The organism is Azoarcus sp. PA01, from assembly GCA_001274695.2.
In the GTDB taxonomy this organism is placed as follows: Bacteria; Pseudomonadota; Gammaproteobacteria; order Burkholderiales; family Rhodocyclaceae; genus Aromatoleum.
Genome location: LARU01000002.1, coordinates 507,049 through 521,606, shown reverse-complemented (window position 1 = coordinate 521,606; position 14,558 = coordinate 507,049). Strand labels below are relative to the sequence as shown.

Sequence of the window (14,558 nt, the reverse complement as noted above, 5' to 3'; positions counted from 1 at the left end):
TTTGGCATTCGTGGAGAACTGAACCATCGCTCAAGAAAAAAAGCAGCGCGTCAATGAAGAGATCAGCGCGCCTGAAGTCCGTCTGGTCGGCGAGGACGGCGAGCCCCTCGGCATTGTTTCGCTGAATGCAGCCCTGAACGCGGCCGAAGAGGCTGGTCTGGATCTGGTCGAAATTGCGCCGATGGCGCAGCCCCCGGTATGCCGGGTGATGGATTTCGGCAAGTTCAAGTACCAGGAGCAGAAAAAGGCCCACGAAGCCCGGCTCAAGCAAAAGCAGGTGCAGATCAAGGAAGTCAAGCTCCGTCCGGCGACGGATGAGAACGACTACCAGATCAAGCTGCGGAACTTGAAGCGTTTTCTCGAGGAAGGTGACAAGTGCAAAGTCACGTTGCGCTTTCGCGGACGCGAGATGGCTCACCAGGAATTCGGGCTGCGGCAGCTTGAGCGTGTGAAGGCGGATCTGGAAGAGATCGGACAGGTCGAGCAGATGCCCAAGATGGAAGGGCGTCAGATGATCATGGTGATCTCGCCGAAGAAGAACCGCTGATCCGCGATACGGAATTTGCCTCCCGCTCTCCGGCGAGAGGCAACTACCGGCAGCAAGCCTGCCGGAAAACAAGTGGTGTCAGGTTGAAAACGCGCCGCATGGCGACGCTACCTGACGGCATTCATAAACCTGGAGTTAGCAATGCCCAAGATGAAGACCAAGAGCGGAGCCGCGAAGCGGTTCAAGGTTCGCGCTAGTGGCGGGATCAAGCGGTCCCAGGCGTTCAAGCGCCACATCCTTACCAAGAAAACCACCAAGAGCAAGCGCCAGCTGCGCGGCATGACGGGAGTCCACGCCGCCGACGAAAAGCTAATCCGCGCAATGCTGCCTTACGCTTGATAGGAGACCGCCATGTCCAGAGTTAAACGTGGGGTAACCGCCCGCGCACGCCACAAGAAGGTTCTCGATCAAGCCAAGGGTTACCGCGGTCGCCGCAAGAACGTCTACCGTATCGCCAAGCAGGCGGTGATGAAGGCCGGGCAATACGCCTACCGTGACCGTCGCCAGCGCAAGCGCCAGTTCCGCGCGCTGTGGATTGCGCGTATCAACGCCGCAGCGCGTGAAGTCGGGCTGACGTACAGCACGTTCATGAACGGCCTGAAAAAGGCGGCGATCGAAGTGGATCGCAAAGTTCTGGCCGATCTGGCGGTGTTCGACAAAGCCGCATTTGCGGCGCTTGCCGACCAAGCCCGGGCCAAACTCGCTGCGTAACAGCATGCGGCATGAAAAAAGGAGGCCTGGCCTCCTTTTTTTTTCCTGAATTTTCCACGGCACGTAAATGGATAAGCTCGATCAACTCGTTCAACAGGCGGCGGCGGAGTTCGCCGCGGCAGCGGACGGCGTCCAGCTCGAACAGGTCAAGGCGCGCTACCTCGGCAAGACCGGAGCGCTGACCGAGCGGCTGAAAGGCCTGGGCAAGCTCGCCGCAGAGGAGCGTCGCGTCGCCGGCGCCGAGATCAATCGCGCCAAGGATGCGATCGAGGGGGCTCTCGAAGCGCGGCGCCAGGCGCTGCGCGAAGCGGTACTGGTCGCCCAGCTCGCCGCCGAAGCGCTCGACGTGACACTGCCGGGCCGAGGCGTCGCGCAGGGCGGGCTGCATCCTGTCAGCCGGACGCTCGAACGCATCGAAGCGCTGTTTCGTTCGATCGGCTTCGTCGTCGCCGACGGTCCGGAAATCGAGACCGACTGGCATAACTTCACCGCGCTGAACACCCCGGAAAACCATCCGGCGCGCTCGATGCACGACACCTTCTACCTCGAAGGACACGAGGATGTGCTGTTGCGGACTCACACCAGCCCGGTGCAGATCCGCACGATGCTCGATCACGTCGCGCGCTACGGCGATCGCGAGTCGATGCCGGAGATTCGCGTGATCGTTCCGGGACGCGTGTATCGCGTCGACTCCGATGCGACGCATTCGCCGATGTTCCATCAGGTCGAAGGCCTGTGGGTCGGAGAATCGGTCAGCTTTGCCGATCTCAAGGGCGTGATCGCCGATTTCCTGCGCAAGTTCTTCGAGACCGAAGACCTGCAGGTGCGCTTCCGCCCGTCGTTCTTCCCGTTCACCGAGCCGAGCGCCGAGATCGACGTCGCGTTCATGAGCGGGGCGCTCAAGGGCCGCTGGCTCGAAATCGCCGGCTGCGGGATGGTTCACCCGAACGTGTTGCGCTTTGGCGGGATCGATCCGGAACGCTACACCGGTTTTGCGTTCGGCATGGGGCCCGACCGGCTGACGATGCTGCGCTACGGTGTCAACGATCTGCGCCTCTTCTTCGAAGGCGATCTGCGCTTCTTGAGCCAATTCAGGTAATCGAATCATGCAATTTTCGGAACACTGGTTGCGGAGCCTCGTCAATCCTCCGCTCGACAGCGAGTCCCTCGGCCACCTGCTGACGATGGCGGGTCTTGAAGTCGAAGAGGCGGTACCTGCCGCCGCGGCATTCTCCGGCGTCGTCGTCGGCCGCATCATCGAGGCCGAGAAGCATCCCAACGCCGACAAGCTGAAGCTCTGCAAAGTTGACGTGGGGCAGGACGAGTTGCTGCAGATCGTCTGCGGCGCGCCGAATGCGGCAGCCGGCCTGCGCGTTCCCTGCGCGATGGTGGGGGCAAAACTGCCCGGTTTCGACATCAAGGCGGCAAAGCTGCGCGGCGTCGAATCCTTCGGCATGCTCTGCTCCGCGCGCGAACTGGGATTGTCGGACGACCACGGCGGTTTGCTCGAGTTGCCCGGCAATGCTCCGATCGGGCAGGACATCCGCAATTTCCTCGCGCTCGACGACACGCTCTTCACGATCAAGCTCACCCCGAACCGCTCGGACTGTCTCAGCCTCGCCGGAGTCGCGCGTGAAGTCGCGGCCTTGACCGGCCAGCCGCTCGCACTGCCGCAGATCGACGCGGTGGTGCCAGCCATCGATGACCGCAGGCTGGTCGTCCTCGACGCTCCCGAAGGTTGCCCGCGTTATTGCAGCCGCATCGTGCGCGGCGTCGCTGCGAAGGCGCCGACGCCCGACTGGATGAAGCAGCGCCTGCAGCGCAGCGGCGTGCGCTCGATCAGCGCGCTCGTCGACGTGACCAACTACGTGATGCTTGAACTGGGACAGCCGCTGCACGCATTCGACAATGCGAAGCTCGTCGGCGCGATCCACGTCCGCTATCCGCACGCCGGCGAAAAAGTGCGGCTGCTCAACGAGCAGACCGTCGTTCCCGCGGCCGACACGCTGCTGATCGCGGACGAGGCGCATGCGCTGGCCCTTGCCGGCGTCATGGGTGGTGAAGACAGCGGCATCACGCTCGACACCGTCGATGTGTTCCTCGAGAGCGCATTCTTCGCGCCGGCGGCCATCGCCGGGCGCGCACGCAGCTACGGCTTCGTCTCGGACGCGTCGCATCGTTTCGAGCGCGGCGTCGATTTCGAACTTGCGGGACGGGCGATCGAGCGGGCAACCCGGCTCATTCTCGACATCTGCGGCGGCGCTGCGGGACCTGTCGAGGAAGCAGTCGCCAAGGACCACCTGCCGGCGCGCCCGGCAGTCCGGTTGCGCCCTGCGCGCGCCCGCCGCCTGCTGGGTATCGATCTCGGCGACGACGCGATCGTGAGGCTGCTCGAAGGTGTGCATCTGTCGGTCGAACGTGCGGGCGACGCGCTGCTCGTCACCCCGCCGTCGTTCCGCTTCGACATCGAGATCGAGGAAGACCTGATCGAGGAGGTCGCGCGCCTGCACGGCTACGACGCGATTCCGGCCTGCGCGCCGCAAGGTTCCCTGATGATGCTCGACCGTTCCGAGTCGGGCCGTTCGGCGTGGGATGTTCGCCATCTTCTGGCGGCGCGCGATTTCCAGGAGGTCGTCAACTACGCGTTCGTCGAGGAAGCCTGGGAGCGGGATTTCTGCGCAAACGCCGAACCGATCCGCCTGGCGAATCCGATCGCGAGCCAGATGAGCGTGATGCGCTCCAGCCTGATCCCGGGGCTTGCGGCGAATCTGGTCGCGAATCGCAAGCGCCAGCAGGGCAGGGTGCGCGTGTTCGAGATCGGCCGCTGCTTCGAACGCAAGGCGGACGGCGAGCCGGTCGCCGGCTTTCATCAACCGCTGCGCGTCGCGGGGCTCGCGGCGGGTCTTGCGTTGCCCGAACAGTGGGGCGCTGCGAGCCGACAGGTCGATTTCTACGACGTGAAGAGCGACGTCGAAGCACTTTTTGCGCCGCGCGCGCTCGGCTTCGAACGGTTGTCCGATCCCGCGCTGCATCCGGGGCGCGCCGCCAGCATCATGCTCGACGGCCGGAGGATCGGACTGCTCGGCGAGATCCACCCGGTCTGGGTGCAGCGCTACGAAATGGGAACCGCACCCATCGTGTTCGAGATCGAGCTGGACGCTGCGATCCTGGCTGATCTGCCCGCGTATCGCGAGATTTCCCGGCAACCCGCCGTCACGCGTGACGTCGCGCTGGTCGTCGAGCAGGCGTTGACTGCGGCGCGGGTGATCGAGGTCATGCGCGAGGCGGCGCCGGCGATTGTGATGGGGATAGAGCTGTTCGACGTCTACCATGGCAAAGGCATCGATACGGGAAAAAAGAGCCTTGCGTTCAGGGTGTTGATGCAAGATACTCAGCGCACGCTCGAAGACGCCGAAGTGGATGCGGCGGTCGAAGCGATCGTCCGCCATGCGGAAACCTCGTTGGGGGCGCGGCTGCGTGGATAGTGCAATGAACGTGACCCTGACCAAAGCGGAACTGGCTGACCTGCTGTTCGAGCGGGTCGGCCTCAACAAGCGCGAAGCCAAGGACATGGTGGAAGGCTTTTTCGAGGAGATCCGCCAGGCGCTGGAACGCGGCGAGTGCGTGAAGCTTTCGGGCTTCGGCAATTTTCAGCTCCGCGACAAGCCGCAGCGGCCGGGTCGCAATCCGAAGACGGGCGAGGAAATCCCGATCACTGCGCGCCGGGTCGTGACCTTTCACGCCAGTCAGAAACTCAAGGCCGCCGTGGAGCAGCTGAGCGATGCAAGCAAGCAGCCATAACGAGACGCCGGCAACTCAACTGCCTCCGATTCCGGCCAAGCGGTATTTCACGATCGGCGAGGTCAGCGAACTGTGCGCCGTCAAGCCGCACGTGCTCCGCTACTGGGAACAGGAATTCACCCAGCTCAAGCCGGTGAAGCGACGCGGTAACCGACGTTACTATCAACATCATGAAGTCCTGCTCGTCCGCCGCATCCGGGAGCTGCTCTACGAGGAAGGCTTCACCATCTCGGGCGCCCGCAACAAGCTCGGCGAGACGGCAATCCACCAGCATGAAGAGGCCGAGGAAGTTTCCCGTCTGCGGTCATTGATCGCGCACCTGCGCTCGGAAATCGTCACCACGCTGGAGCACCTCAAGGCTTGAGCCAGTACTGGCAAATGTCGAGAATATCGCTATAATGCTCGCTTGTGTCGGGGCGTAGCGCAGCCTGGTAGCGCACTTGCATGGGGTGCAAGGGGTCGCGAGTTCGAATCCCGCCGCCCCGACCAATAGAACCAGGAAAAATGGCCAGTCGAAAGATTGGCCATTTTGCTTTACAGCCCAGCGCCGAAGGTGCCGGCATCCACTGGATGTTCACCACCGATCACGCCCGCGCCAAATCGGTCCACGCTTGCCCGCAACCCGTCGAAGAGTCGTGGTCTCTGCGCAGAGGTACTCGTGGCTCGGGTCTCGCCCATATCCTGTAGAGTGCGGCAATTGCGGTGGCCGAATCCGCAGTGCCGACCAATGCCGTAGCTTCGCTGTTCGACTCGATCGACACATGGACCGCTATACTGAGATCCGCAGCTTCGTCCTCGTGGCCGAGAAGGGCAGCTTTGCGGCCGCGGCGCTCGTCGAAGGGGTCACGCCCGTCGTCATGGGGCGACGCCTGGATGCGCTCGAGAGGCGCCTCGCGGTGCGGCTGATGCACCGGTCGACGCGCGGGCTGACGCTGACCGCTCCAGGCGAACAGTTCCTCGAGGAGTGCCGGCAACTCATCCGGGATTTCGACGCGATCGAAGCAGGGGTCAGCGCCGGCCGGGATGTGGTGCGCGGTCATCTCGTGGTATCGGCCCCGGCTGCCTTCGGGCGGCGCCATGTTGCCTCGCATGCGCCGGCCTTCAAGGCGCGCTTTCCGGAGCTGAAACTCTCGTTCAATCTCACCGACGGTGTCGTCGATCTGGTCCGCGAAGGCTATGACATGGCGATCCGCATCGGCGAGGTCACGGATCCGAACTATGTAGCGGTGAAGCTGTTCCCGAATCGGCGCGTGGTCTGTGGCACGCCGGGCTATTGCGAGCGTCATGGCGAGCCGCGCACCCTCGAGGATCTGGCGCGCCACAACTGCCTCGCTTTCAACCTGCAGGGGGGACAGCAGCGGGGATGGAGTTTCATGCGCGGTGGCAGGCTCGTTGCGCTGCGCGTCGAGGGCGACCTGGACTGCAACGACGGGGAGCTGCTCTACAGCTGGGTCAAGCAGGGTCTGGGCATCGGCTGGCGCTCGACATGGGAAATCCAGGCCGAGCTCAAGCGCGGCGAACTGGTCACGGTCCTCGACGACTTCGCCGCGCCGACTTACGACATCAACGCCGTATATCCGCAGCAACGCTATTTGCCGGCCAAGGTCCGCTCCTTCATCGACTATCTCAAGGGCATCTACAACACGTCGGGCTACTGGGAAGGCGGGTGAGTCCCCTTGCTGCTGGCGCCCGGCGCGCAGCGGGGTCTTTTGCTTGACGGCCGCTGCTCGCGTTCGAAGGGCAGCGCGGCGGCTTCCTGTGCAGCGCGAAGCCTTTTCCGGCCAACCCGCGCGGGGAGCGCGGGTCGGCTTGGTCGTTCCGCGCCGGATAGGAGAGCGGGACAGAGAATGCCGCGGAGCCCGGGTCGCTCAGGGCGCGGGCGCCGGGGATCAGCCGATGCGCGCGATGTGGAGCAGGTTGGTGCTGCCGCTGCGGCCGAACGGCAAGCCGGCGACTACGACGATGTCGTCGCCGGGCTCGGCGAAGCCGTGGGTGACGACGGCCGTGCGGGCATGCTCAACCATCTCGGTCACGTCGTGCACATTCTCGAAAGGTACCGGGTGCACGCCCCACACCAACGCGAGCCGGCGCGCAGTGGTGAGATGCGGAGTCAGACCGAGGATGGGCGTGGCGGGCCGTTCGCGGCTCGCGCGCAGGCAGCTGAAGCCGCTGCTCGAATAAGCCACGGTCGCGGCCGGGGCGAGGAGTGCGGTGACGCGACGCAGCGCGCAGCAGATTGCGTCCGGCGTGCTCTTCTCGGCCGGGACGTGCGAGGCTTCAAGGGCCGCGTGCCACGACGGGTCCTGCTCGACTTCGGTGATGATGCGATTCATGATCGTGACCGCCTCGACCGGGTATTGGCCGGACGCGGACTCGGCCGACAGCATCACTGCGTCGGCCCCGTCGTAGATCGCCGTGGCGACATCCGACGCCTCGGCTCGGGTCGGTACCGGCACGTTGATCATCGATTCGAGCATCTGCGTGGCGACGACCACCGGTCTGCCCGCGGCACGTGCGGCGCGCACGATGCGCTTTTGCAGCATCGGCACTTGCTGTGGTGTCACTGACCGGCACAATAGAGCCACCGATGATCGGCATATAGGAGCCAGCTGGAAGGGGCTCTGACGAACGTCTGCGGGGGTTCAAGATTGGCTGTTTTTTGGGGTTCCGACAAGGGCTGTTTTGGCCTTGTTCGGACCCTGCCGCGGGGTGCGGTAAGAGGCTCCGTCGAGCGTCAGGCAGTAGGCGTTGTGACGCAGGCGATCGACGGTGGCGGAAGCAAGTAGGCGGTTACCCGGGAAGGCCTGGTCCCACTCGGTGAAGTCGAGGTTGCTGGTGACGACGGTGGCGGTCTGCTCGTAGCGTTCGGCGATCAGGTCATGCAGGTCTTCGTCGGCGGGCGAACGCAGCGGTTTCAGCCCGAAGTCATCGATGATGAGGACCGGCACGCGCGCCAGTTGCTGGAGCTTCCGTTCATAGGCTCCGGTAGCCCGCGCGGCGTTGAGGCTCGCGAGCAACTGCGAGCAGGACGCGAAGACGACGTCGTGACCCTGGCGCACCGCGCAGTGCCCGAGCGCCTGCGCGAGATGGCTCTTGCCGGTGCCGCAGGGGCCGACGATGAGCACCGGGGCGCGCTCGTCGATGTAGCGCCCGGTCGCGAGATCATGCACCAGCGCGCGGTTGGTCGAGGGCAGCCGGTCGAACTCGAAGCCTTCGAGCGTCTTGGTAGCGCGAAACGCGGCGCGACGCAGCCGCGTGGCGAACTTCTTCTGCTCGCGCCGCGCGACCTCGTCCTGGATCAGCAGCGCGAGAAATTCCGTATAGGCGAGCTTCGCGTCGATCGCCTGGCGATTGCGCGCGTCGAGCGAATCGAGGATGCCGGAGAGGCGCAGTTGTTTGAGTTGCGGTGCCAGTTCGGTGGCGGGATTCATGGTGGGACTCCTTGGGTAAAGGGGGCGCGCGGTGCACCCGGTCAGTGAAACGACGTCGGATCGTCGGCGAAGAGCGCCGCGGTCGCGCGGGCGAAACGGGCGCGGCCGGCGTAGGGTTCGGTACTCACGGGGGTGAGCGGCTGCAAGTCGTGGCCGCCGGCGAGGATGGTCTTGACGGTGCGGTAATGCGGGCTGTCGTGGGCGAGTGCACGCTCGCAGGCCGCCTCCAGGCGCGCAGCGCCGTAGCGCTCCTTCAACTGCAGCACGCCCTGCGCGGCACGCAGCCGCTCACTGATGCGGTCGCTCAAGAGCCGCCCGATGAGCCGGGCGCACGCGGTTCCGATCTCCGCGGCCTGTTGCAGACACCAACTGCGGTCGTGCGCGAAGAAACGTTGCGCCGAGGGCGGCAGATGATCGGTGACGGTGCGCCGCTCGCCGGGACGACGAGCGCGGGCATGCGTGGCAACGGGTTTGAAGTCCTGATAGACCGTGACCACGCTGTCGGTCGCACGCAACCACAAACTCTTGCCGACCAAGGCGCAAGGCACGGAGTACAGCGCGCGCTCGAAGCTGACGTGGCAGTCGCGATGCACCGACACCTGATGCCAAGTGCCCAGATCCGGCGGTACTGCGGGCAACGGCCGCAGCACACTGCGCTCGACGGCGAAGCTCGCGAGCGGCTGCATCCGGGTCGTGCCGTGAATGCGCAGCCCGGCTTCCTTCAACACCCAGTCACGCGCCTGCGCGTTCAGATCGGCCAGATCGCGGAAGCTGCGCGTGGGCAGGAAGTTGCCTTTGACGTATTTGACGCCCGCCTCGACGATGCCCTTCTTCTGCGGCTCCTGGGGCGGACAGGCGTCAATGCGAAAGCCGTAGCCTTCGGCGCATTCGGCGTAAGCACGTTGCACTTGGGGGTCGTGCGCGCACGCCTTGGTGATGGCGCACTTGGCGTTGTCGATGATGAGGCGCGCAGGCACCGCGCCGAACCACTCGAAGCCACGTCGGTGGCAACCGAGCCAGGTGCGCACGCTCTGGTCCCACACGAATTCGACATACTGGTGCCGCGAGAAACACAGCGTCATCACGAAGGCCCATGTGCGGCGCAGTTCGCCGGAGGCGGGATCGACGAGCTGCGGGCCGGCGCCGAAATCGACCTGGGCTGCCTCGCCCGGCGCGAACGACAACCGCACCGTCGCCTCGGGCGGGCGCTCGCGCTCGATCGTGGCGACAAGCCGGCGCACGCTGGAATAGTGCCCGGTGAAGCCGTGCTCACGTTTAAGGGTGGCGTGGATCACCACGCCGGAGACGCCCTGTGCGAGCCACTGCTCGACCAGCGGCCGGAACGCGGCGATCGATGATTGCGCCGTCACCGGCAGCCGCGGACGGCCGATCGCCGCGGCGATCTCGGCATCTTCCGGAACCGGGTGCTCCGGATCGAGCCAGCCGCGGGCTGCGGCCAATTCGCGGAAACGGGCGGCCTTGGCCCGTCCCATCAGCTTCGCGCGCGCAATCTCGCGCTCGGAGTCGCCCTGGCGCATGCGCATCAGGGCCTGGCGGTACTCGTACATCTCGATGCTCCTGCGGGCCACCGGCTCCCTCCTGCCAAACCAAAACCCGGCAGGGTAGCGATGGACCGCTCAAGGTCGAGACGTCCGTCAGAACTTTGCTGGCTCCATTACGCCGATCCGGCGCTGGCGCCTATGTGCCGATCACGCCCTGGCCTCAATGTGCCGATCACGCGCTGGCTCCATTGTGCCGATCATCAACTGGCTCCTATGTGCCGGTCGGTGACATGTGGCGGCATTTCGACGCCGAGATCGCCGCGGGCGACCATGATCCCGTCGGCGAGCGCGACGATCTCGTCGAGGCGCTCGATCGCCGCGGGCTTTTCCAGTTTGGCCATGATCCAGGCGCGCGCGCCGATGATCTCGCGCGCCTCGCCGATGTCTTCGGGACGCTGCACGAAAGAGAGGGCCACCCAATCCACGCCCAGCGACAAGCCGTAGTCGAGGTCCGCGCGGTCCTTTTCGGTGAGCGGCGAGATCGGTAGCACGACGCCGGGCACATTGACGCCCTTGCGGTCCGACAGCGGCCCGCCGACCAGCACCGTGGTGTCGGCGAAACCCGGCCCGAAGGCGTCGACGCGCAGGCGCAGCTTGCCGTCGTCGAGCAGCAGCTCGGTGCCGGATGCGAGGGCGGCGAAGATCTCGGGGTGGGGCAGGTTCGCGCGCGCCGTGTCGCCGGGCGCCGGGTCGAGGTCGAGGCGGAAGCGCGAGCCGGTGGCGAGCTGAGCCTTGCCGTCGGTCATCGTGCCAATGCGCAGCTTCGGGCCCTGCAGATCCATCAGCACGCCGATCGGGCGGCCGACCTCGCGTTCGATTTCGCGGATCGTGCGAAGGCGCTCGGCGTGGTCGGCATGGCTGCAGTGGCTGAAGTTCAGGCGGAACACGTCCGCGCCGGCCTCCACGAGCGCACGGATGCGCTCCGGGCTGGAACTCGTCGGCCCGAGCGTCGCGAGGATGCGTGACTGGCGGTGACGTCTCATCGGGAAATCCTTGCTGTTGTTCATGCCTGCTCCAGCACCGCAAGGCCGGCGCGCGCGACCTGCGCATCTTCGCCGGCTTTCACCCCTGAAACGCCGACCGCACCGATCACCATGCCGTCGACGATGATGGGTTCGCCGCCTTCGAGCGGCACCACCGGCATCGAGAGCGCGGCAAAGCGGCCCTTATTCACCATGTCCTCGAAGATCTTGCTGGATTTGCCGCTCATCACGCACGTGCGGGCTTTTTCGGGGGCAACGCTGGCACTCATCAATGGCGCGCCGTCCATGCGCTGCAGCCAGATCGCATGGCCGCCGGCGTCGCAAACGGCGATGGTGACGGCCCAGCCTTGACGCAGCGCCTCCGCCTCGGCCGCCGCCGCAATCCGTCTGACATCGTCCAGGGTCAAGGCCTTGATGTTTTTCATCGGGTTTCTCCTATGTCCGTTCTGTTCTTCGATGCGATTGCGGGCGCCCTGCCTGGCGAGCCTAGAGCACCAGGATGGCGCGAAAGTCATTGACGTTGGTGAGCGTCGGCCCGGTCATGAGCGAATCGCCGAGCGCCTCGAAGAAACCGTGTGCGTCGTTGTCGGCGAGGCTGTCGCGCGGCCGGATGCCTTTTGCCCAGGCCCGTTTCAGGCTGTCGGGCGTGATGAAGGCCCCGGCGATCTCCTCCTGGCCATCTACGCCGTCGGTATCGCCCGCAACCGCGAACACGTCGGGTTCGGAGTCGAGCGCAATTGCGAGCGCAAGCAGAAACTCGACGTTCCGCCCGCCGCGTCCTTTGCCGCCCACGGTCACGGTCGTCTCCCCGCCGGACAGCAGCACGCAGGGCGCCGCAACCGGCTGGCGGTGGCGGCGCACCTGCAGTGCAACGCCGGCCATGACCTTGCCGACGTCACGGGCCTCGCCCTCGATGCGGTCGCCAAGCAGCACCGGCGTATAGCCCGCGCCGGCCGCGACTTTTGCTGCGGCTTCGAGCGCCATCTGGGGCGCGGCGATCAGTTCGGTGCTTACCCGCGCCAGACGTGGGTCACCCGGCTTGACCGACTCGCCTTCGCCGCTCTCCAGTAATGCACGGGCTCGCGCGGGGAGTTCGATGCCGTAGCGCGCGACGATTTCCAACGCGTCGGCGCAGCTCGTCGGGTCCGCGACCGTGGGGCCGGAGGCGATGTCGATCGGGTTGTCGCCGGGTACGTCCGAGATCAGCAAATTGACGACGCGCGCCGGATGGCACGCTGCGGCGAGCCGTCCGCCTTTGATCGCCGAGAGGTGCCGGCGCACACAGTTCATTTCCGAGATCGTCGCGCCGGAGACCAGCAGCGCGCGGCTGATCGCCTGTTTGTCCTCCAGCGTGACCCCTGCGGCCGGCAGCGGCATCAGCGCCGAGCCGCCGCCCGAGATCAGGCAGATCACGAGGTCGTCCTCGCTGAGCCCCTTCACGGTTTCCAGCATGCGGCGCGCTGCCTCCAGGCCCTTCGCGTCGGGCACCGGGTGTGCGGCTTCGACGATCGTGATGCGTTCGCAAGGCACGGCGTAGCCGTAGCGGGTGACAACAACGCCGGAGAGCTCACCGGGCCAGTGGCGTTCGAGTGCCCGCGCCATCGCAGCCGAGGCCTTGCCGGCGCCGATGACGAGCGTACGGCCCTTCGGCGGTGCCGGGAGGTGGCGCGGGAGGCAGCGCTCGGGCTGGGCTGCTTGCACGGCGGCGGTGAACATCTGCGCCAGGACTTCGCGGGGAGTGGCAGGCATTCTCGTCTTCCTGTTGTCGCTGCTGCGAAGCGCTCGGCTTACTGACCGATTTCGAAGTTGGCCATCTTCTCCAGCGCCTGCACCATCGCCGAATGGTCGCGGCCGGCAGCGCCGTGCGCGGCGCAGGCGTTGAACAGTTCCTGTGCGGTCGCGGTGTTGGGCAGCGACATGCCGATCTGGCGCGCGACGGTCAACGCGAGGTTCAGGTCCTTCTGGTGCAGTTCGATGCGGAAGCCCGGATCGAAGGCGCGTTTGATCATACGCTCGCCGTGCACCTCCAGGATGCGCGAGGACGCGAAGCCGCCCATCAGCGCTTCGCGCACGCGAGCCGGATTGGCGCCGTTCTTTGCGGCGAAGAGAAGCGCCTCAGCGACCGCTTCGATATTGAGCGCGACGACGATCTGGTTGGCGACCTTGCAGGTCTGGCCGTCGCCGTTCTTGCCGACGAGGGTGACGTTCTTGCCCATCAGCTCGAACAGCGGCAGCGCCTTCTCGAAGGTCGAGTGCTTGCCGCCGACCATGATCGAGAGCGTCGCGGCCTTCGCGCCGACCTGGCCGCCCGAAACGGGCGCGTCGAGGTACTCGCAGCCGAGGTCGTTGATGCGCTGGGCGAACTGCTTCGTCGCCACCGGGCTGATCGAACTCATGTCGATGACGATCTTGCCGGCGCTGAGGCCTGCGGCGATGCCGTTCGCGCCGAACAGGGCTTCCTCGACGTTGGGGGTGTCGGGCACCATCAGGATGATGAATTCGGAGTTCTGTGCGACTTCGCGCGCGCTCTCGCACACGGTCGCGCCGGCCTCGACGATCTGACGCGGCGTCTTGCCGCGGGTGTTGACGAACAGCGTGTGACCGCCCTCGATGAGGTGCTGTGCCATCGGAGTGCCCATGATGCCGAGTCCGATGAATCCGATGTTTGCCATGTCGTTTCTCCTTTTTTGCATGTGATGGGGTCTCTGTGAAGGCTGGCGGCGCAGGCTTCAGCTTGTCAGCGCCTCGATCCAGCCGAGCCCTTCGCGCGTCGTCGTGGCAGGCTTGTATTCGCAGCCGATCCAGCCGTCGTAGCCGCTGCGCTCGATGAAGTCGAACAGGAATCGCCAGTTGATCTCGCCTGTGCCCGGTTCGTTGCGGCCGGGGTTGTCGGCGAGCTGGATGTGCGCGATCCGTGGCAGGTGGCGCGCGATCGTGTTCGCCAGTTCGCCTTCCATGCGCTGCGCGTGGTAGATGTCGTACTGGATGAAGAGGTTGTCCGAACCGACCGCTTCGAGAATCTCCGCGGCCTGCGCAGTGCGGCTGAGGTAGAAGCCGGGGATGTCGTAAGTGTTGATCGGCTCGACGAGCAGGCGGATGCCTGCGGCCTTCAGGTGTCCGGCTGCAAAGCGCAGGTTGTCGATGAAGGTCTCGCGCACCCGGCCCGCATCGACCCCGGCGGGGGTCTTGCCGGCGAGGCAATTCACCTGCCTGCAGCCGAGCACGCCGGCGTACTCGATCGCGCGGCCCACGCCGTCCTGGAATTCGCCGACGCGCGCCGGATCGCAGGCGATGCCGCGCTCGCCGGCTTCCCAGTCGCCAGCCGGCAGGTTGTGCAGCACCTGAGTGAGGCCGAAATGGTCGAGCTTCTCGGCGAGCTGTTCCTTTTGGAAGGCGTAGGGGAAGAGGTATTCGACGCCCTTGAAGCCCGCGCTGGCGGCCGCCTCGAAGCGGTCGAGGAAGCCCACCTCGTTGAAGAGCATCGTCAGGTTGGCAGCGAATTTGATCATGTCTTGCTCCTTGT

At 65.5% G+C, this 14,558-nt stretch carries 14 protein-coding genes, 1 tRNA gene and 2 pseudogenes; 9 read left to right on the top strand and 8 right to left on the bottom strand.

What is annotated here, in order from left to right; genetic code table 11:
• Positions 1-25 precede the first annotated feature (25 nt).
• From infC to PA01_03385, 9 genes are all read left to right on the top strand, one after another.
• On the top strand, positions 26-547 hold the full coding sequence (infC, locus tag PA01_03425) for a translation initiation factor IF-3 (protein KON80803.2): 522 nt from the start codon (positions 26-28) through the stop codon (positions 545-547).
• Positions 548-688: 141 nt separating this feature from the next.
• Positions 689-886, top strand: coding sequence for a 50S ribosomal protein L35 (rpmI, locus tag PA01_03420; GenBank protein ID KON80802.1), 198 nt, complete (start codon positions 689-691; stop codon positions 884-886).
• Positions 887-898: 12 nt separating this feature from the next.
• The gene (gene rplT, locus PA01_03415) at positions 899-1,258 is read left to right on the top strand and encodes a 50S ribosomal protein L20 (GenBank protein ID KON80801.1); all 360 of its coding nucleotides are present in this window, start codon (positions 899-901) and stop codon (positions 1,256-1,258) included.
• Between the two features lie 67 nt (positions 1,259-1,325).
• Positions 1,326-2,357 carry a phenylalanine--tRNA ligase subunit alpha gene (gene pheS, locus PA01_03410; protein ID KON80800.1) on the top strand — a complete coding sequence of 344 codons (1,032 nt, stop codon included), beginning with the start codon at positions 1,326-1,328 and terminating at the stop codon, positions 2,355-2,357.
• Between the two features lie 7 nt (positions 2,358-2,364).
• A complete protein-coding gene (gene pheT / locus PA01_03405; protein KON80799.1) occupies positions 2,365-4,743 on the top strand; it encodes a phenylalanine--tRNA ligase subunit beta in 2,379 nt (792 codons plus the stop codon).
• Positions 4,744-4,747: 4 nt separating this feature from the next.
• Positions 4,748-5,059 carry an integration host factor subunit alpha gene (locus tag PA01_03400; protein KON80798.1) on the top strand — a complete coding sequence of 104 codons (312 nt, stop codon included), beginning with the start codon at positions 4,748-4,750 and terminating at the stop codon, positions 5,057-5,059.
• Positions 5,040-5,423: a MerR family transcriptional regulator gene (locus PA01_03395; protein KON80797.1), complete on the top strand. Its 384-nt coding sequence runs from the start codon at positions 5,040-5,042 to the stop codon at positions 5,421-5,423. Before PA01_03400 ends, PA01_03395 begins: the two co-directional genes overlap by 20 nt.
• Positions 5,424-5,471: 48 nt before the next feature.
• Positions 5,472-5,548 (top strand) — tRNA-Pro (locus PA01_03390).
• A gap of 272 nt (positions 5,549-5,820) precedes the next feature.
• Positions 5,821-6,729, top strand: a complete 909-nt coding sequence (locus PA01_03385) for a LysR substrate-binding domain-containing protein (protein ID KON80796.1) — start codon at positions 5,821-5,823, stop codon at positions 6,727-6,729.
• 219 nt (positions 6,730-6,948) lie between these two features.
• Here the strand turns inward: PA01_03385 and PA01_03380 are convergent.
• The 8 genes and pseudogenes from PA01_03380 to hyi form a co-directional block, all read right to left on the bottom strand.
• Positions 6,949-7,617, bottom strand: a pseudogene (locus PA01_03380) (pyruvate kinase).
• Between the two features lie 84 nt (positions 7,618-7,701).
• The gene (gene istB, locus PA01_03375) at positions 7,702-8,490 is read right to left on the bottom strand and encodes an IS21-like element helper ATPase IstB (protein ID KON80795.1); all 789 of its coding nucleotides are present in this window, start codon (positions 8,488-8,490) and stop codon (positions 7,702-7,704) included.
• Between the two features lie 41 nt (positions 8,491-8,531).
• Entirely contained in the window at positions 8,532-10,058 is a 1,527-nt protein-coding gene (istA, locus tag PA01_03370; protein ID KON80794.1) for an IS21 family transposase, read from the bottom strand.
• 227 nt (positions 10,059-10,285) lie between these two features.
• Positions 10,286-11,035 (bottom strand): annotated as a pseudogene (locus tag PA01_03365) (pyruvate kinase).
• Positions 11,036-11,055: 20 nt separating this feature from the next.
• A complete protein-coding gene (locus PA01_03360) occupies positions 11,056-11,460 on the bottom strand; it encodes a heme-binding protein (protein ID KON80793.1) in 405 nt (134 codons plus the stop codon).
• A gap of 61 nt (positions 11,461-11,521) precedes the next feature.
• The gene (locus PA01_03355; GenBank protein ID KON80792.1) at positions 11,522-12,784 is read right to left on the bottom strand and encodes a glycerate kinase; all 1,263 of its coding nucleotides are present in this window, start codon (positions 12,782-12,784) and stop codon (positions 11,522-11,524) included.
• Positions 12,785-12,822: 38 nt separating this feature from the next.
• Positions 12,823-13,707, bottom strand: a complete 885-nt coding sequence (locus PA01_03350) for a 2-hydroxy-3-oxopropionate reductase (GenBank protein ID KON80791.1) — start codon at positions 13,705-13,707, stop codon at positions 12,823-12,825.
• A 57-nt stretch (positions 13,708-13,764) separates the two neighbouring features.
• Positions 13,765-14,544, bottom strand: a complete 780-nt coding sequence (gene hyi, locus PA01_03345; protein KON80790.1) for a hydroxypyruvate isomerase — start codon at positions 14,542-14,544, stop codon at positions 13,765-13,767.
• Between the last annotated feature and the right edge of the window lie 14 nt (positions 14,545-14,558).